Annotated in this window: 14 protein-coding genes; 5 read left to right on the top strand and 9 right to left on the bottom strand. The window is 63.2% G+C overall.

Annotated features, from left to right (window positions below; all coding sequences use genetic code 11):
* Nucleotides 1-35: 35 nt before the first annotated feature.
* The 3 genes from PAN08_RS05835 to rpoE form a co-directional block, all read right to left on the bottom strand.
* Complete coding sequence (locus tag PAN08_RS05835) at nucleotides 36-1565, bottom strand: DegQ family serine endoprotease (protein WP_269790534.1); 1530 nt, start codon at nucleotides 1563-1565, stop codon at nucleotides 36-38.
* A gap of 124 nt (nucleotides 1566-1689) precedes the next feature.
* Nucleotides 1690-2574: a sigma-E factor negative regulatory protein gene (locus PAN08_RS05830; RefSeq protein WP_269791183.1), complete on the bottom strand. Its 885-nt coding sequence runs from the start codon at nucleotides 2572-2574 to the stop codon at nucleotides 1690-1692.
* Nucleotides 2575-2600: 26 nt separating this feature from the next.
* On the bottom strand, nucleotides 2601-3221 hold the full coding sequence (gene rpoE, locus PAN08_RS05825) for an RNA polymerase sigma factor RpoE (RefSeq protein ID WP_269790533.1): 621 nt from the start codon (nucleotides 3219-3221) through the stop codon (nucleotides 2601-2603).
* 239 nt (nucleotides 3222-3460) lie between these two features.
* Here rpoE and PAN08_RS05820 point away from each other — a divergent pair, with 239 nt between their 5' ends.
* On the top strand, nucleotides 3461-5524 hold the full coding sequence (locus tag PAN08_RS05820; RefSeq protein ID WP_269790532.1) for a 3-hydroxyacyl-CoA dehydrogenase NAD-binding domain-containing protein: 2064 nt from the start codon (nucleotides 3461-3463) through the stop codon (nucleotides 5522-5524).
* Nucleotides 5525-5763: 239 nt separating this feature from the next.
* Here the strand turns inward: PAN08_RS05820 and PAN08_RS05815 are convergent, their stop codons facing one another.
* From PAN08_RS05815 to PAN08_RS05805, 3 genes are all read right to left on the bottom strand, one after another.
* The gene (locus PAN08_RS05815) at nucleotides 5764-6735 is read right to left on the bottom strand and encodes a cation diffusion facilitator family transporter (RefSeq protein WP_269790531.1); all 972 of its coding nucleotides are present in this window, start codon (nucleotides 6733-6735) and stop codon (nucleotides 5764-5766) included.
* A gap of 83 nt (nucleotides 6736-6818) precedes the next feature.
* Nucleotides 6819-7652, bottom strand: a complete 834-nt coding sequence (gene dsbG / locus PAN08_RS05810; RefSeq protein ID WP_269790530.1) for a thiol:disulfide interchange protein DsbG — start codon at nucleotides 7650-7652, stop codon at nucleotides 6819-6821.
* A 25-nt stretch (nucleotides 7653-7677) separates the two neighbouring features.
* Nucleotides 7678-8475: a TlpA disulfide reductase family protein gene (locus PAN08_RS05805; RefSeq protein WP_269790529.1), complete on the bottom strand. Its 798-nt coding sequence runs from the start codon at nucleotides 8473-8475 to the stop codon at nucleotides 7678-7680.
* A gap of 138 nt (nucleotides 8476-8613) precedes the next feature.
* On the opposite strand from PAN08_RS05805, the gene PAN08_RS05800 reads away from it, so the two are divergent.
* Together PAN08_RS05800 and PAN08_RS05795 are read left to right on the top strand one after the other, a co-directional pair.
* Nucleotides 8614-10047, top strand: coding sequence for a GGDEF domain-containing protein (locus PAN08_RS05800; protein ID WP_269790528.1), 1434 nt, complete (start codon nucleotides 8614-8616; stop codon nucleotides 10045-10047).
* A gap of 110 nt (nucleotides 10048-10157) precedes the next feature.
* Nucleotides 10158-11261: a metallophosphoesterase gene (locus tag PAN08_RS05795; protein WP_269790527.1), complete on the top strand. Its 1104-nt coding sequence runs from the start codon at nucleotides 10158-10160 to the stop codon at nucleotides 11259-11261.
* Between the two features lie 128 nt (nucleotides 11262-11389).
* Here PAN08_RS05795 and PAN08_RS05790 read toward each other — a convergent pair whose 3' ends face one another.
* A complete protein-coding gene (locus PAN08_RS05790; RefSeq protein ID WP_269790526.1) occupies nucleotides 11390-11968 on the bottom strand; it encodes a helix-turn-helix domain-containing protein in 579 nt (192 codons plus the stop codon).
* A gap of 73 nt (nucleotides 11969-12041) precedes the next feature.
* Between PAN08_RS05790 and PAN08_RS05785 the strand changes: the two genes are divergently transcribed.
* Both PAN08_RS05785 and mutS read left to right on the top strand, forming a co-directional pair.
* Nucleotides 12042-13397, top strand: coding sequence for a S41 family peptidase (locus PAN08_RS05785; RefSeq protein ID WP_269790525.1), 1356 nt, complete (start codon nucleotides 12042-12044; stop codon nucleotides 13395-13397).
* A 128-nt stretch (nucleotides 13398-13525) separates the two neighbouring features.
* Complete coding sequence (gene mutS, locus PAN08_RS05780) at nucleotides 13526-16081, top strand: DNA mismatch repair protein MutS (RefSeq protein ID WP_269791182.1); 2556 nt, start codon at nucleotides 13526-13528, stop codon at nucleotides 16079-16081.
* A gap of 227 nt (nucleotides 16082-16308) precedes the next feature.
* Here mutS and PAN08_RS05775 read toward each other — a convergent pair whose 3' ends face one another.
* Together PAN08_RS05775 and PAN08_RS05770 are read right to left on the bottom strand one after the other, a co-directional pair.
* Nucleotides 16309-16929: a glutathione S-transferase family protein gene (locus PAN08_RS05775; RefSeq protein WP_269790524.1), complete on the bottom strand. Its 621-nt coding sequence runs from the start codon at nucleotides 16927-16929 to the stop codon at nucleotides 16309-16311.
* Between the two features lie 65 nt (nucleotides 16930-16994).
* A complete protein-coding gene (locus PAN08_RS05770) occupies nucleotides 16995-17675 on the bottom strand; it encodes a YafY family protein (RefSeq protein ID WP_269790523.1) in 681 nt (226 codons plus the stop codon).
* Nucleotides 17676-17801: the final 126 nt, after the last annotated feature.

Genomic DNA, 17801 nt, shown 5'->3' with positions numbered 1-17801 from the left:
GGCGGCTCCCGTTGCTACAACTGGCTCTCAGTGGATCAATCGCCCGCCCGGAGCGCCACGAAAGCACTGTTGGCGCCGCTGCGGACCAGCAGCATCACCACATCGCCCTTCTTGACGCCGGCCAATTCGCGGTTCAGCGCGGCAACACTGCCCACCGGGGTGCGGCCCACCTGCATCACCACCACGCCCGGCGACAGCCGTGCCTCGCGTGCGGCCTGACTGTTCACACCAGTGATACGTACGCCCTCGCCCGCCCCGAGGCCCAGCTGACGGCGCTCGGCAGCGGTCAGGTCGGTCAACTCCAGGCCCAACAAGGCATTGGCACCGGTCTGCGGCTTGCCTTCGTCGGCGCTCTCGCCGGCATTGCCTGCACGCTGCGCATCTTCGGCCAGCTCGCTCAGGGTCACATTGATGTCGCGCGCCCTTCCGTCACGCACGATACCAAGACGAACCTTGCTGCCCGGCGGCATGGCGCCGATCAGCGGCGGCAATTCGCTGGAGGAGTTGATCTCGGTGCCATTGACCGAGCGGATCACGTCACCCACTTCGATACCGGCCTTGGCAGCCGAACTGTCCGGAACCATCTGGTTGACCAGCGCACCACGGCCGTCGGGTAGCTTCAGCCCCTCTGCTGCATCAGCGGTGATCGCGCCGACCATCACACCCAACTGTCCACGACTGACCTTGCCAGTCTTCTTGATCTGCTCCACGGCATTCATCGCCAGATCGATCGGAATGGCAAAGCTGATGCCCATGTAGCCGCCCGAGGCGGAGAAGATCTGCGAATTGATGCCGACCACCTCACCTCGGGTGTTCAAGAGCGGGCCACCGGAGTTGCCCTGATTGATCGCCACGTCGGTCTGGATGAACGGCACATAGCGCTGATCGGCATAGGGGTTGCTGCGACCCGTGGCGCTGACGATGCCGGCAGTGACCGAGTGGTCCAGACCAAATGGCGAACCGATCGCCAACACCCACTGGCCCGGCTTGAGCGTATTGGAGTCACCCACGCGCACGGTCGGCAGGTTCTTGCCGTCGATCTTCAGCAGCGCCACGTCGTACTGAGCATCGCTACCAACCACTTTGGCGGTGAACTCGCGACGGTCACTGAGCTTGACCTTGACCGACTCGGCCCCATCGACGACGTGGTGGTTGGTCAACACATAACCGTCATTGGAAATGATGAAGCCCGAGCCCATGCCACGACCGCGCGGACCGTTGTCCTGACCACGCGGGCCTGGCCCCTGCTGCCCCGGCCCGGGGAAATCCGGGCCGAAGAAGCGGCGGAAGAACTCCGGCATCTGGTCCATGTCCGGATTGCTGGCCATGCGTGGATCACGGCGCGCACCGATGATGGTTTCCACGTTCACCACGCCCGGGCCGACCTGGTCGACGAGCTGGGTGAAATCAGGCAAACCACTGACCAACTGTGGCGCGGGCGCAGCAGGCCGTGCAACGGCAGCCTGCTCGGCCGGCGCCGTGGGCGCCGTGGTCTGGGCACAGGCCGCCAGTGGCAGAGTCATTGCCATCAGGCCAAAAATCTTGGAATGGATACGGTGCGTCATCGGCAGCGAGCCTCCGGTTAATCGGGATACGGAAAGGAAGTTCTGCGCGGCCACGCCAGGCAATGGCGGGTTGGCAGGATCAGCGGGAGATGCCGGCGAGTAGCCCCCGACCGGCACCGAGAATTCAGTGACGTGGGGTCAGCCGGGGCAGTTCAGCCGCATCAGCCGCATCAGCCGCATCAGCCGCATCAGCCTCATGGGCCGGCAAGCGCGGCTCGAATGGGTAGAACGTCGCCCCGCCCTGCTCCCGCACCGGGAAGCTGGCATTCAATGCGCCCCCTTGGGAAAGCGCTGGCGACAGCGTCGAACGCGGCCACGGCCGGGCCTGCAGGGTGCCGGCGGCAGCGAACGGATCACGCTGCAGACTTGGCCCGACAGGCAAGGCGGGCGCGGCAGCCAAAGCGCGTTGCGGCTCGGTGACACGGGCAACCGAAGAAGCACGCGCGGCCTGCTGGGTGCGGGTGGCACTGCCGCGACGCTGCGCTGCGTCCTGACGACGGGCCACGGCAACGGCAACAGCCGGGGCTGCTGCGACCAACGCGGCGGCATCGCTGACTACCGGACCGGGCGCGGGTTGCACGGGCGCGGCGGAAACCTGCGCGGTGGTGGCGATCACCGGATCGGGCAATACCTCACCCGGCAGCTGTTCGCGAGCCATGAACAAGGCGACGGCGGCGACCGAAGCAGCCAACGCCGCACCGCCACTCCAGCGCATCCAACCGCGACGCGTCGGGCGCTGCGGCGCTACTTGCGCCGGGCCGTTCTGCTGTATGTCGGCCGCGATGGCCGCTCGTACCTTTTCAGTGAAATCCATGGGCGCTGGCGCGCAGGCCTGCCCGCGCAGCGTATCGCCCAGCATCTGCCAGCGTTCCTGGCAGGCCGACAAATCCGCATCGTGCTCGATACGGCGCAGCATGAAGCGTGCCTCGTCGGCGGCCAGTTCACCATCCACCAACGCCGACAACTGCTGCCGGTAGTGCGCTTCAAATTTGTCGGCGGTGGTTTTCATGATCTCCGGGGTAGGACCTGTGCTGTTCATGTGCGGCTCCGTTCACGGGTTGCACTGGCGGTATCCAACAAGGGCCGCAGTTGAACGTCGATGGCTTCGCGTGCACGGAATATCCGAGAACGTACCGTGCCGATCGGGCAACCCATTTTTTGTGCGATTTCCTCGTAACTCATGCCTTCCACCTCTCGCAACGTGATGGCCGAACGCAACTCTTCGGGTAACGCATCGACCGCCTTCATTACGGTTTGCTCCAGTTCCTGGCGCATCAACTCACGCTCAGGCGTGTCGGTGTCGCGCAACCGGGTACCGCTGTCGAACTGCTCGGCATCACCGATGTCGATATCGTCGGTCGGCGGGCGCCGGTTGTGTGCAGCCAGATAATTCTTTGCGGTGTTCACTGCGATCCGATGCAACCAGGTATAGAACTGGGCGTCGCCACGGAAGTTCCCAATCGCGCGGTAAGCGCGGATGAAAGTGTCCTGGGCCACGTCCTGACATTCACTCCAGTCGGCGATGTAGCGCCCGATGAGGGCAACGACACGGTGCTGGTACTTGCGGACCAGGACATCGAACGCTGCGCTCTCGCCGTGCTGCACTCGCCGGACCAGTTCCAGGTCCAGCTCCTGTGGTGTTTCAACCTCGGCCATAACGGGCCGCACTCCTGTCAGCCCAACCGACGTCGGGCAATGAGACCGCTGCTCGCGGAAAAAGTTCAGTCCCCTCGCCGGAGGGGGGCGCACCGGCTTTTAACTCCTGTTCGGCTAGGCTGTCAGGAAGCAATTGCCGGCGCGAACGCATCACATTCCAAAGCATTGGGATTTGACGCCGGGGAAACAACCTCTGGATCATAGCGATCTTCTCCATACACAACCGGATGGAACGTCCCATGCTCTCAGGCTTCGACGGGCTCCGCTTCAATCATTGGCACACCGAACTGCGCGAGGACGGCATTGCCGTGCTCAGCCTCGACCGCAAGGACAGCCCCGTCAATGCGATGTCGCAGGACGTGCTGCTGGAACTGGGCGACATCGTCGAGCGCTTGGCCATCGACCCGCCCAAGGGTGTGGTGGTGTGCTCGACCAAGCCGGCCGGCTTCATCGCGGGCGCGGACCTGAAGGAATTTCAGGAGTTCGACCGCCGCGGCACCGTCAATGACGCCATCCGCCGTGGCCAGAACGTTTACCAGAAGCTGGCTGAACTGCCCTGCCCGACCGTTGCCGCCATCCACGGTCACTGCCTCGGCGGCGGCACCGAGCTGGCGCTGGCCTGCCGCTACCGCGTGGCATCCAACGACGCTTCCACCCGCATCGGCCTGCCGGAAACCCAGTTGGGTATCTTCCCGGGCTGGGGCGGCAGTTCGCGACTGCCGCAGCTGGTGGGCGCCCCCGCGGCCATGGACATGATGTTGACCGGCCGCACCCTGTCGGCCTCGGCCGCGCGCAGCATTGGGCTGGTGGACAAGGTCGCCGCACCGGCGGTGCTGGTGGATGCTGCGGTGTCTTTGTTGCAGTCAGGCGTGACCCGACCATTCAAGCAGCGCGCCACGGCGTGGGCGACCAACACCTGGCTGGCCCGCAAGATTCTGGCGCCGCAGATGGCCAAGCAGGTGGCCCGCAAGGCCAAGAAGGATCAGTACCCGGCGCCCTACGCGCTGATCAGCACTTGGGAACGCACCGGTGGCAGCCCCATCCAGAAGCGCCTGGACGCCGAGCGTCGCGCCGTCGTCAAACTGGCCAGCAGCCCGACCGCTCGCAACCTGATCCGCATCTTCTTCCTGACCGAGCGGCTCAAGGGCCTGGGCGGCAAGGAGTCAGGTATTCAGCACGTGCATGTAGTCGGTGCCGGGGTGATGGGGGGTGATATCGCGGCATGGGCGGCCTACAAGGGCTTCAACGTGACCCTGCAGGACCGTGAGCAGCGTTTCATCGACCCGGCCATGACCCGCGCGCAGGCACTGTTCGACAAGAAGGTGAAGGACCCGTCCAAGCGCCCCGAGGTGGCTGCACGCTTGAAGGCCGACCTGGCCGGCGATGGCGTGGCCGTGGCGGATCTGGTGATCGAAGCCATCATCGAGAACCCAGAAGCCAAGCGCGCGCTGTACCAGACGCTGGAGCCGAGGATGAAGGCCGATGCATTGTTGACCACCAACACTTCATCGATTCCGTTGGTGGAGTTGCGCGACCACATCCAGCGCCCGGCACAGTTTGCCGGGCTGCATTACTTCAATCCGGTAGCTCAGATGCCGCTGGTGGAAATCATCCATCACGACGGCATGGCGCCCGAGACCGAAAAGCGTCTGGCCGCATTCTGCAAGGCCCTGGGCAAGTTCCCGGTGCCGGTTGCCGGCACGCCCGGCTTCCTGGTCAACCGCGTACTGTTCCCGTACATGCTGGAAGCGGCAACGGCATATGCCGAGGGCGTCCCCGGCCCGGTGATCGACAGGGCCGCGGTGAAGTTCGGTATGCCGATGGGCCCGATCGAGCTGCTCGATACCGTGGGCCTGGATGTCGCGGCTGGCGTGGGCAAAGAGCTTGCGCCGTTCCTGGGCCTGCAGATTCCGGCCGCACTGGCCAGCGTTGAACAGGGCAAGCGCGGCAAGAAGGACGGCCAGGGCATCTACAAATGGGAGAACGGCCGCGCAGTGAAGCCGGAAGTTGCCAAGGATTATCAGGCGCCGTCGGACCTTGAGGACCGCCTCATCCTGCCGCTGCTCAACGAAGCTGTGGCCTGCCTGCACGATGGCGTGGTCACCGATGCTGATCTGCTGGATGCCGGCGTCATCTTCGGCACGGGCTTTGCCCCGTTCCGTGGCGGCCCGATCCAGCACATCCGCGCTACCGGCGCTGATTCACTGGTGGAGAAGCTGAAGACGCTGCAGGCGCGGCATGGCGATCGCTTCGCTCCTCGCCAAGGCTGGGACATGGCGATCCTGCGTGAACCGGTAGCGTGAGCGACTGAGTGATTGATGAAAAAAAACGGAGCCTTGAGGGCTCCGTTTTTCTTTTGGCCGCAATGAAGCCTGGCGGGCCCCATCGCATTGAGACACAGGGTTGTTGTGCCTCATTTACGGTGCGGGTTCGCGTTGCACCTTGTGCGATTCGTGATGCATGACGATCGGGACAGCGCATCGCGCTTCCCCCTACCCAACCCTCTAATTCAGGGAGAGGGACAGCCGACGAAGCACATCACTCAGCGATGCACATGCCCGTGATGTCCCTGCCGATCCGAATCGTGCGAATGCCCTTCGTGATCGTGGTCTGCGTGCGACTTCACATTCGCGCAGTCATCACCGCAGTGGTCCGTTTCCACCTGCAGCGTCACATGGTCTATCTCAAATCGCTCATGCAGCATGTCGGCCAGTTCTCGGCGTAACGCATCCGGCGCGTGTCCGTCATTCATCACGACATGCACCGTCAGTGCCGGCGTGCTGGATGCCAGTGCCCACACATGCAGGTCATGGATGCCTGCAACACCGACATGGCCCCGCAGCGCCTGCTCGATATCGGCCAGCACCACGCCCTTGGGCACGCCTTCCAGCAATACGTTGATGGCCTCGCGCAGCAGCACCCAAGTGCGTGGCAGCACCCACAGGCCGATCAGCACCGCGAGGATCGGATCCACCAGCGTCCAACCGGTGAGGTAGATGATCAAACCGCCAACGATCACTGCAACCGAGCCGAGCATGTCGCTCCACACTTCCAGGTAGGCGCCCTTGACGTTCAAGCTCTCGCCACTGCCGGCACTGAGCAGGCGCATGGCGATCAGGTTGACCACGAGGCCGAATGCGGCCACCCACATCATGCCGGTGGAAGCGATGGCCTGCGGTTCGCGGAAACGCTCCGCCGCCTCCCACAAGATGTAAATACCAACGCCGAACAACAACAGCCCGTTCGTCACTGCGCCCAAGGCTTCCAGCCGCGCGTAGCCGTAGGTACGACGCGCGTCGGGCGGTCGTCGGCTCAGACGCACCGCGGTCAGCGCGATCATCAAGCCCAGTGCGTCGGTAGCCATGTGTGCGGCATCGGACAACAGCGCCAGGCTGTTGGTCCAGAACGCGCCGATTACCTCCACTACCAGGTAGGAAGTGGTCAGCCCCAGTGCCCACCAAAGGGGCTTCTCGTGGCGGATTTCGGTGGGTAGATGGTTGTGGTCGTGGCTCATGGTCTGGCTCCGGAAAACGGGGCCAGCTTAGTCAGGCGCGTGCGGCGGAGACTATTACATCGCCGCACGCGCCCGACCTAGGTTCAGCGCGGCCCCAACACGGTCTGCAGGTCGTTGCCCTGGGGCATGCCTGAGCGCATCTGCACGGTGCCGTCGGCGTCCTTGAACAGGATGCCTGGCGTGCCCTGGAAGCCCAGCTCCAGCATCAGCATTTCGTTGCTGCGCAGTTTGGCCTGGACATCGGCCGGCACCGTCGCCAGCGGCTTGATGCCGCCCTTTGCGAAGTTGCGCTCGTTCTCCAGCAACGCAGCTTCCGGCGAGGCAGCGCCCAGGATCGCGGCAGCCTTGTTGGCGCTGTCCTCGCGGATCACACCCACCAGGATTTCGCGGATCTGCACCTTGCCCGATTCCACCCACGGCCGTGCCGCTTCCCAGAAATGGTTGCAGTACGGGCAGTTCGGATCGCTGAAGGCATAGATGATGCGCGGCGCATCTGCCTTGCCGTCAGCTACCCAGTGGCTGGCTTCCACCTTGGTCCACGCCTGCGCGCCCATCGGGCCAGATACCAGCTCTTTGAGCTTGTCCGCGCTGGCGTCTTCACCCTTGGCGTTGACCAGCGTGCCGACCACGGCGTACTGGCCGTCCTTGGAGACATACACCGCCAACGGTCGCTGCCCGGCCACGCCGGCATAGCCGGTCAGGCCAACCGGCGTTTCAAAAGTGCCCATGAATTCCACGCCCTGCGACCGCAAGGTCTTCACCACGGCCGGCTCGTTGGGGTCAGCGGGCTTGGCGGCGGGCGCTGCCGCTGTGGCAGCAGCGGGTGCCGGTTTGGCCTGCTCGCCATCGCGGGCACAGGCGGTCGGTGCCAGTACGACAGTCGCCAACAGGAGCAGCATTGAATGCGATCGAATCATTGTTTACCTCTTCAGAAAAAGCGAGTCACTGCAGCTCGCGCAAACGCGTTTCCAGCGTCGCGCGTGAAAGTTCACCCATGTGCACGTTGCGCAAACGGCCATCGGCACCGAAGAACAACGTGGTCGGCAGCGCTCGCGCGCCGGTTTGGTGCATCACCGTGGAGGTGTCATCCAGTAATACGTTATCCAGCAGCATCTGCTCGGATGCCAGATAGGCAGCGACTTCTTCGCGCGTTTCGCCTTGATTGGCAAACACGAACTGCACTTGCGGGTGTGATTGCTGGGCGGCAGCCAGCACCGGCATTTCGCGCCGACACGGGCCGCACCAGGTAGCCCACAGGTTGATCACCACCGGTTTGCCCAAGAAACCGGTCAGCGGCGCCGGCTGGCCCTGCATGTCCACCAGCACCGCATCAGGCAACGGAATCGCGGAACGCTGCACCGCGAACAACACCATGCCGCCCACAGCCCACAGCGCGGCACCCGCGACAAGGCCGAGCAACACCGGCTTGCGCGGCACGTGCTTACGGGTTTTCCACAATGCGTAGCCGGCGGCCACCAGCAGGCCCGCCCAGATCGAATAACCACCATCACCCAGGCGAATGATCGACAACGGCTGCGCCAGATAGTCACGCGCATGCAGCGCGACATGTGCCAAACGCGCACCCAGCAGGCCGAGCAGGAAGGCATCCAGCACCACTGCACCGGCGCGACTGCGCAGGCCGTCAGCGGCGGGAGTGAGCGCGCGTGCAAAGGCCCAGCCCAGCCCCAACGCAAGCAATGCCACCAAGGCCATCAACGGAAACGGGCCAGCGCTGATCATCGCCACCACCCCACACAAACCACCCTGCAAGCAATCAGGGGGACAGACAACACAATGTTCCGCACGGTTTCTCCTCAAACAACGGCGATACTTGCCGATAATCACCCTCTGCCCGTTGGCAGCCGGCTAATCCTACGCATGAACAACGTAACCTCCCACAACACCGACGCAGAAACCGCTGCGCTCGTCATCGACTGGAAGAACAGCCTTGCCGCTGCAGGCCCGCAGGCCAAACAACTACTGGCGGATCTGGGCGACCATCATGCCGCCGAGCTGGCAGCGCACTTTTACAAAGTCATGATGAATGACGTGCGGGCCTCACGTTCGCTGTCACTCGATCAAGTGCGCGAACGCCTGCAACCGGCCATGCAGCGCTGGGTAAGTAACTTGTTGCACGCAAACCCTGACAACGTGGAAAGCTTGATCGCGGCGCAGCGCGTGGTGGGCGACGTGCATGCGCGCGTTGGTATTCCCGTTGACCTGGTCACCCGTGGCACCCGTGTGCTGAAGCAACGCATGTTTACCTTGATCGCCGAAAGCGCCGGGCACGGCGAAGCGGCGCATGCGGCCATCGCTAGCCTGACCGCCTCGTTTGATATCGCACTGGAAGGCATGACGCTTGCCTACTCCAATGCACGCGAACGCTCCTCGCGCACCGATGCGGCTTACCGGCTGTTCTCGTTGGTGCAGAACGTGAGTACCGAGCGCGAGCGCCAACGCGCTTTGCTGCTGGATTGGGAAAACACTTTGCTATACGCCCTGGCCAGCCAGGGCGAAGTGGCCGCCTTCGAGCCATTGGCGCAATCCGAATTCGGCTTGTGGTTTACCCACAAAGGCATCCCCAGCTTTGGCGAAAGCCCCGAAACCAACCAGATCAATGCCCTGATCAACAGCGTCGATCAGCTACTGCAGCACACGCTGCAACAAGACAGCGAACCCAGCAGTCGCGCCCTGCAACTGCAGGACGTGCGCATGAAAGTAAGCCAGATCCGCAACCTGCTGGGCATGCTGTTTGAACGCATCGGCGAGCTGGATGCGGGCTGCGATGCACTTACCAACCTGCTCAATCGCCGCTTTCTGCCAACGGTGCTCCGTCGTGAGATTGAGCTTGCCCACAAATCCAACGGCAGCTTCGCGGTGCTGCTGCTGGATCTGGATCACTTCAAGGCCATCAATGACGCGCACGGCCACGAAGCCGGCGACCGTGCGCTGCAGCATGTCGCCAGCATCCTCAACCAGTTCACGCGCGGTAGCGACTATGTATTTCGCTACGGTGGAGAGGAATTTGTGGTGGTGCTGGTAGCGGTGCAAGAGCAGCAGGCACGGGTCATCGCCGAAGGCCTGTGCCGGCGTATCCATGACACGCCGGTGTTGCTCTCCGATGATCAGCGCCTGGATATCACCGCAAGCATTGGCGTGGCGCTGTACGACGGCCATCCCGACTACGAGCGGGTAATGGCACGTGCCGACGCGGCCATGTACCGGGCCAAGAAGCAGGGCCGCAACCGCGTAGTCCTGGGCACTGATGCCATGCCAAGCCCTCCGGGACGAGCAGCGCTGCAACGCAGCTGAAGCAGACCAAAGCACCTAGAAGCAAACCGATAGCACATGCCGCCCCAATGAGGGCGGCGTAGGCTGCACAGGTGGATGCATATCGCATCGTTTCGTGAAGCCCTTGCCTGATGCGCTCTCTTCGACATTCTCTGTTCCTGCTTGCCCTGCTGCCACTGGCTGCTTTCACCAAGGAAGTACCGGCACCTGCCGAGCATGTCGATGCCGATGGCCCTTACGTGTTCCGCAACGGCGATACATTGCTGGCGCGGTGGATCTGCGATGACAAGGTCTACGCGCGCAAGCTGCTCGACACGCCCACCACGCTCCCGCCCGAATGCGGCTACCCGCATGCTCTGGCATTGCAGCCGCCCGCCGCTGTGTCGGTGTCCACCCTGCCGGCGGTGCCACGCATCGTTGCGGTGTCCGACATTCATGGCCAATACCAGCTGCTGCGAAACCTATTGCGTGCCAACAAGGTGATCGACGCGCAGGACCAATGGACGCTAGGCAGCGACACGCTGGTGATCGCAGGCGATGTGTTCGACCGTGGCCCGCAGGTCACCGAGGCATTCTGGCTGCTGTACAGCCTGCAGCAACAAGCGGCTGAAGCCGGCGGCGCCGTGCACTTCGTCCTGGGCAATCACGAGACGATGGTGCTGTACGACGACCTGCGCTACGTCAATCCCAAGTATCTACGCAGTGCACAGCTGCTCGGACGCAGCTACCCGCAGTTGTACGGCGCCGACTCGGTGATCGGCCAGTGGCTGCGCACCCGCCCGGTACTGTTGCGCATTGGCGATACATTGTTCCTGCATGGCGGCATTTCACCGGAAGCGGTGCAGCTGGCGCTCGACCCTGCATCCACCAACGCGGCCTATCAGGCCTCACTTGGTATCCCCAAAGCCGAAGTCAAAGCAGACCCCAACACCGCGCCGCTGTATGACGGCAAGACCAGCCCGATCTGGTATCGCGGCTACTTCGATGGCCGCCTGGACACAGCGGGCGTGCAGTCAGTGCTGGACCAACTGGGCCTGCAGCGCATCGTCGTTGGCCATACCTCGATGAAGCACGTGAGCAGCTTCCATGGCGACCGCGTCATCGCCATCGACAGCAGCATCAAGAACGGTGAGAACGGCGAGTTGTTGTTCATCGAGGACGGCAAGCTCAGCCGCGGCCTGCTGGATGGCTCGCGGGTGCCATTGGCGGAGGGTGTGGTCGAGGCGGACGACTGAGTGGCCAGCCTTCTTCGGGAACCGCGACAACCTCTCAATGGTTCGATTGAACATAAATAGCGCTTCGGGAAACGTTGAAGGCGAGCATCCGGCGATGAATTTTCTTCTCAACGGAATCGCCCGCCAACTCAGACACTGCGCTTGGACCGGCGCTTGCCCTTTGGCGTCGTTGGCGCCAGCACGAACGCCAGACTGACCAGATGCTCGCGCTCCTCACCGCGCGGTTGACTGGTCAGTTCGCACAGCCGCTCCAAAAGCGCATTCACTTCGACCAACTCGCCCGCACTCAGCCAGCCCTTGTTGCGCGCCGCCCATAACGTGCGCCGCTCTCCAGACACCACGACGTCAGAATTCAACGCGGCCTGGAAGTCCTGCCCAGCCACCTGCAGCAAACCTTTGGCGTAGACCCGCAACGCATCCCTTGCGGCCTGGGTTTCCATCGAGTAACCCAGGCGTCGCGGCCCCGGGCCGCCTACCAGGGAAAATCTGCGTTCGCCTGCCGCACCCACGACCTCTTGCACGAGCCCGCCTTCAGCCAGCAATTGCAGGTGGTAGTACAGGCCATCTGCCGGCCGCCCCAATTGCTCGGCCAGCGTGGCCACCGACGCCTGACCACCCAAAGCCGCCAAGGTATCCACCAGTTCCTGCCGTAATGGGGAAGCAAGCAACGCAATCTGCTGCGGATCATCAATCAACGTAGGTTTCATCAGCACTTCGTCCGGGCTTGCCATTTGTTGAAATTGTGCCATATTTTTTCAACAACCTAGAAGGCAACTCTTCATGCGCCTGACCTATCTGCTCGTGCTTGCCCTTCTACTGTCCAGCCCAGTCAGCGCCCGGGAACCAGCCACCCAGTTCACTCCCGCACAGCTCCGCGAAGACCTTGAAACACTGCGGGCTGGACTGCTGGCGACGCATCCTCGCCTTTCCCATTCAGTGGACCCACGCGAGCTGACCGGTGCACTGGATACGCTGTCAGGTCAGTTAGACCACGACATGGACCGCGACCAAGCCTGGCGCGTACTGGCCACGCTGAACCCATTGCTGGCCGATGGTCATCTGTTCGTGGCCCATCCCGACATGCGTGCCGATACCCGCCGTCATCTACGCGATGGCGGCCAGCTTTTTCCTTTCGAGGTCGCCTTGGATGACGCTGATCAACTCCGCATCGTGCGTACCCTCGACGGCCAGCCAACACCCTTGGCTGGCACACGATTGCTGAGTATCAACGGGAAAGAGATCAACCAGATACTGAGCGAACTGCGGGCACGAACCCACGGTGATAGCCCGCGTTTTCGCGATGCGCTACTCGCCCGTCGTTGGTGGTACCTGTACTGGAAAGTCCTTGGGGCACCGGAACAGTTTTTCCTCCAGCTGGAAGGCAACGCGCAGCCGCTACGGGAGGTACCGGGAAGCCGATTCCTGCCAGCGATGATTGCCGGTGAGGATGTCTTCGAACAGCAATTTCAGTTCACGCTGTTGCCCGATGGCGCCGCCCTGATGACAGTAAGGACGTTCTCTTGGCCTGACGATGGTCGCTTCCGTGCATTTACCCAAGATGCCTTTCGCCGCATGCATACCGCCGGCACTCGCACACTTGTGATCGATATCCGTGACAACGGCGGTGGCGACGACGCGATGTGGCTGGATCACCTGCTGCCCTGGCTGGCTGATCGGCCTTTCCGCTGGGCGTCGGCCTACGAAAAAAAGGTGCTGCGCGATAACCCAGAGCAAGGCGAGCATCGCGGCCAGGTATTGCATGGAACCATCGACAGCTGGCGCCAACCTGCCAGCAATGATCCCTTGCATTTCCATGGCCAGACCTGGGTAATCGTCGGCCCGACCACCTACTCATCGGCCGTGCTTTTCGCAAACACAGTGCAGGACTTCGGCATCGGCCGCATTGCAGGCCAAGGTGCCAGCGTACGCAGCACCCAGAGTGGCGGCATCCAACGCATCAGCCTCCCCAACACTGGCCTTGCACTGTGGGCACCACGTTTTTTGCTGCAACGCCCGTCCGGTGCAACTGCCCCGTACTGGCTGACACCGGACCTGCCACTACGGGAAGACCCACTGCATCCCCAGGCACAGATACAAACCGTACTACGCGCCGCACCTGCCAGCGCACAGCCCTGAACCCCGCCTGCGCGCCCGTCGCCCAGCCTTCATCCAGCCCCTACAATGTCGCCTTTACGGCAGCGCTCCTGCCCGGCAATCGAAGTGGAAACCGCGTGACCGAGAAAAAGCCCGAACACACCCCGTTGATGAAGCAGTTTTTCGCAGCCAAGGCCGATTATCCCGACCTGCTGCTGCTCTTCCGGATGGGCGATTTCTACGAACTGTTTTATGACGATGCGCGCAAGGCCGCGCGCCTGCTGGATATCACCCTGACCCAGCGTGGCAGCTCTGGTGGCGCGCCCATCCCGATGGCTGGCGTGCCGGTGCACGCGTATGAAGGCTATCTGGCCCGGTTGGTGGCGCTGGGTGAATCGGTGGCGATCTGCGAGCAGATCGGCGACCCGGCGCTCGCCAAGGGCCTGGTCGAACGCAAGGTGGTGCGCATTGTCACACCCGGCACCGTCACCGACGAGGCGTTGCTGGACGAGCGCCGCGACACCTTGTTGATGGCCCTGTCGCGTAGCAAGAACGGTTATGGCCTGGCATGGGCCGATCTGGCCGGTGGTCGCTTCCTGGTCAACGAAGTCGATACCGATGACGCGCTGGAAGCCGAGCTGGCCCGTCTGGAACCGGCCGAACTGCTGATGCCCGACGAAGAAGAATGGCCTGAATTTCTGCGTCAGCGCGTTGGCGTACGCCGCCGCGCGCCGTGGCTGTTTGACGCCGACAGCGGCCGTCGCCAACTGCTGAACTTTTTCAAGCTGCACGACCTCAGCGGCTTTGGTCTCGACGATAAGCCGCGTGCGACGGCTGCTGCCGGCGCCCTGCTCGGCTATGTCGAGGAAACCCAGAAGCAGCGCCTGCCGCACCTGACCTCCATCGCGATGGAAAACGCCGGTGAGGCGATCGCGATGAATGCGGCCACGCGACGCCACCTTGAGCTGGACACCCGCGTTGACGGCGACACCCGCAATACGCTGCTCGGCGTGCTCGACAGCACCGTTTCGCCGATGGGCGGGCGCCTGCTGCGGCGCTGGCTGCACCGTCCGCTGCGCCTGCGCAATGTGCTGCAGCAGCGTCACCATGCGGTTGCCACGCTGATTGATCGCGGCACGGATGCAGATCTGCGCGAGAGCTTCCGTGCGCTCGGCGATATCGAACGCATTCTCACCCGCATGGCGTTGCGCTCGGCGCGCCCGCGTGACTTCTCCACCCTGCGTGATGGCCTGGCGTTGTTGCCGGCGATCACCCAACAGCTGCAGCCGCTGGATTCTCCGCGCCTGCAGCAGCTACGCGCCGAACTGGGCTCGCATGACGTCAGCGCACATCTGCTTGCCAGCGCCATTGCCGAACAGCCGCCCCTGAAGTTGTCCGACGGCGGCGTGATCGCCGAAGGCTACGATGCCGAGCTGGACGAACTGCGTCGGCTGTCCACGCATGCCGACCAGTTCCTGATCGACCTGGAACAGCGCGAGCGCGAAGCCAGCGGCATCGCGACGCTGAAGGTCGGCTACAACCGCGTGCACGGTTACTACATTGAGATCAGCAAGGGCCAGGCCGACAAGGCGCCGGTGCATTACACCCGCCGACAGACGTTGACCAATGCGGAGCGCTACATCACCGAGGAGTTGAAGAGCTTCGAGGACAAGGTGCTGTCTGCGCGCGAGCGTTCGTTGAGCCGTGAAAAACTCTTGTACGAAGGCCTGCTCGACATCATTGCCGAGCACCTGGAGCCGCTCAAGCGTTGTGCGGCGGGCCTCAGTGAACTCGACGTATTGGCCGCCTTTGCCGAACGCGCGCAGGCGCTGGACTGGTCACAACCGGAGCTGCAGGAAGAACCCTGCCTGCGCATCGAACGCGGCCGTCATCCGGTGGTGGAAGCCGTCCGCGATGCGCCGTTCGAGCCGAACGATATCGACCTGCATCCAGACCGCCGCATGCTGGTCATCACCGGCCCGAACATGGGTGGTAAATCCACCTATATGCGCCAGAACGCACTGATCGTGCTGCTGGCGCATATCGGCAGCTTTGTGCCGGCCAGCCGCGCGGTGATCGGCCCGATCGATCGCATCCTGACCCGCATTGGCGCCGGTGACGATCTCGCCAAGGGCCAATCCACCTTCATGGTGGAAATGGCCGAAACCAGCTACATCCTGCACCACGCCACCGCGCACTCGCTGGTGTTGATGGATGAGATTGGGCGCGGCACGTCCACTTATGACGGCCTGGCCTTGGCCGATGCGGTAGCGCGCCATCTGGCATATCAGAACCGCTGCTACACGCTGTTTGCCACGCACTATTTCGAACTGACCGCACTGGCCGATGAAAGCCATGAAGGCGGTGCCAGTGGTATTGCCAACGTGCATCTGGATGCGGTGGAACATGGCGACAGCCTGGTGTTCATGCATGCCGTGAAGGACGGCCCGGCCAACCGCAGCTTCGGCTTGCAGGTGGCCGCCCTGGCGGGCTTGCCGCGCTCCACCGTGGCGCAGGCACGTCGGCGTCTGGCTGAGCTGGAACAGCGTGGCGGTGAAACGCAGGCCGCGTTGATGGCACCGCAGGCACTGGATGCACCACAGCAGTTTGGTTTGTTTGCCGCGCCCAGCTCGGCTGCATTGGACGCGCTGCAGGCAATTGATCCGGATGAGCTGACACCGAAGCAGGCACTGGAAGCGTTGTATCGGGTGAAGTCGCTGCTGTAACGAAATACCGAGGGCCGCGAAAGCGGCCCTCGACATATCCGCATCAGCTACGCGGCCGAAGCGATTGCTCCGCAGATACCAGCGGTACGTACAGAAGCGGTTTCAGCCCCGAAGCGGAAGATGCCTCCGTCACTGCTGAAATCAGCGCTCGGACAACCTGCAATCGCAGATTCGACGACACACTTGTAGAACACCCGCTTCGCGAACAAGGCTGCGACGGATGCGACTCAGGCTGCGCCAGCGGTCACCAACGCATCATCAATTGCATTGCCACGCACCGCCGCGGGGCGTTGCAGGTGCGGGGTGAAGTAATCCTCGAATACGGCGCTGGCTTCCAGTTCGCCCACCTGGATGTAGTAACTCAGTACCGCCGCGAGATAGAGATCAGCAACGGTGAAGGTGCCACCGACCAGGTATTTCTTTCCTGCCACGGCACCTTCCAGTGTGCGCATCAGGTCGGCTGGATTGCCGTAGCCCGCCTCCCGTGCAGGCGCCAAGGCGCCATGGCGGCGGGCAGTGATGAAGCCTTCCAGCGGGCCGGCTGCCAGCAGCACCCAACGGTAGCAGGCACCACGCGCCGGCGTGCCAATGGCCGGCAGCAACGCTTTCTCCGGCACCAGATCAGCCAGATGCAAGCAGATGGCGGCGTTCTCGGTGATTACCGTTTCGCCATGGCGAAGCGCCGGCACCTTGCCCATCGGATTGAGGGCCAGATAGTCCGGCGACTTCATCGTGGTGTCGAAGTGGAGGAGCACGTCCTCGTACGGCAGCCCGGTCTCCTCCAGCATCCAGCGCGCGACACGGGCGCGGGAATAAGGATGGGTATAGAAGGTCAGCTTGGCGGTCATGGCATTGCCTGCGGTGTTGTGAGCCCCCAGTGTGCGCAGGGGCTGCTGACAGCCACTGTCAGCAGTCAGCCAATCTGCCGCTGCAATCGCTCACGGCTCCAACGCTTGAGCAGGCTGTGTCGCTGTTCTGGGTAACGTGTGCCGGTATCTTCCAGTGACACCACCCGGTCGGCGCGGAAGTGACGGAAGTCACCACGCATCTCGCACCACGCCGCCAACAGCCGAACCTCGCTCAGGAATGCCATCGCGAACGGCCAGATCACCCGCTCGCTGCTTTGTCCTGCGGCATCGCGGTACTGAATGCGCACGGTGTTGCCCGCGCGGATTGCGCGGCGCAGCGCCGGCAGCCACGGTTCGGGGGCGACCGTATGCCATTTCGGCGCGAACAATGCGCTGGTTTCCACCTGTAACCGCAGAACCTCCGGCAGCACGCCCGTCACGCGCTCCAGTGCGGCATTGGCAGCGGCCGCTAATTCGGGGTCGGCATGTGAGGCCACCCAACGCGTGCCCAGCACGATCGCTTCCAACTCCTCGGCCGAGAACATCATCTGCGGCAACAGGAAACCCGCACGCAGTTGATAACCGACACCCGGGTCGCCTGCGATGTCTGCACCCTGCCCGCGCAATGCGTCGATGTCGCGGTACAACGTGCGCAGGCTTACCCCCAGTTGTGCACCGCGCACCGGCTTGCGACGGCGGCGCAGCTCATCAAGCAGATGCAGCAAGCGGGTGGCACGTTGTGTCATTGAGGAACCGCAGATCGGGGGCTCGCAGCATAACGGCCAAGCCGCAGGATCCACCGTTTGGCCCTTATGACAGCAAGGCTGTCGCAACAAGCAACATTGCTGATTCATCCCAGGCAAGTCGATAGA

The sequence above is a fragment of the Stenotrophomonas sp. Iso1 genome, from assembly GCF_027497995.1.
In the GTDB taxonomy this organism is placed as follows: Bacteria; Pseudomonadota; Gammaproteobacteria; order Xanthomonadales; family Xanthomonadaceae; genus Stenotrophomonas.
This window is presented reverse-complemented; position numbering and strand designations above follow the sequence as displayed.

Excerpts from the sequence above, each read along its gene's own strand:
- PAN08_RS05835 (WP_269790534.1), bottom strand. The coding sequence starts at position 1,565 with ATGACGCACCGTATCCATTCCAAGATTTTTGGCCTGATGGCAATGACT.
- PAN08_RS05830 (WP_269791183.1), bottom strand. The coding sequence starts at position 2,574 with ATGAAAACCACCGCCGACAAATTTGAAGCGCACTACCGGCAGCAGTTG.
- rpoE (WP_269790533.1), bottom strand. The coding sequence starts at position 3,221 with ATGGCCGAGGTTGAAACACCACAGGAGCTGGACCTGGAACTGGTCCGG.
- PAN08_RS05820 (WP_269790532.1), top strand. The coding sequence starts at position 3,461 with ATGCTCTCAGGCTTCGACGGGCTCCGCTTCAATCATTGGCACACCGAA.
- PAN08_RS05815 (WP_269790531.1), bottom strand. The coding sequence starts at position 6,735 with ATGAGCCACGACCACAACCATCTACCCACCGAAATCCGCCACGAGAAG.
- dsbG (WP_269790530.1), bottom strand. The coding sequence starts at position 7,652 with ATGATTCGATCGCATTCAATGCTGCTCCTGTTGGCGACTGTCGTACTG.
- PAN08_RS05805 (WP_269790529.1), bottom strand. The coding sequence starts at position 8,475 with ATGATCAGCGCTGGCCCGTTTCCGTTGATGGCCTTGGTGGCATTGCTT.
- PAN08_RS05800 (WP_269790528.1), top strand. The coding sequence starts at position 8,614 with ATGAACAACGTAACCTCCCACAACACCGACGCAGAAACCGCTGCGCTC.
- PAN08_RS05795 (WP_269790527.1), top strand. The coding sequence starts at position 10,158 with ATGCGCTCTCTTCGACATTCTCTGTTCCTGCTTGCCCTGCTGCCACTG.
- PAN08_RS05790 (WP_269790526.1), bottom strand. The coding sequence starts at position 11,968 with ATGAAACCTACGTTGATTGATGATCCGCAGCAGATTGCGTTGCTTGCT.
- PAN08_RS05785 (WP_269790525.1), top strand. The coding sequence starts at position 12,042 with ATGCGCCTGACCTATCTGCTCGTGCTTGCCCTTCTACTGTCCAGCCCA.
- mutS (WP_269791182.1), top strand. The coding sequence starts at position 13,526 with ATGAAGCAGTTTTTCGCAGCCAAGGCCGATTATCCCGACCTGCTGCTG.
- PAN08_RS05775 (WP_269790524.1), bottom strand. The coding sequence starts at position 16,929 with ATGACCGCCAAGCTGACCTTCTATACCCATCCTTATTCCCGCGCCCGT.
- PAN08_RS05770 (WP_269790523.1), bottom strand. The coding sequence starts at position 17,675 with ATGACACAACGTGCCACCCGCTTGCTGCATCTGCTTGATGAGCTGCGC.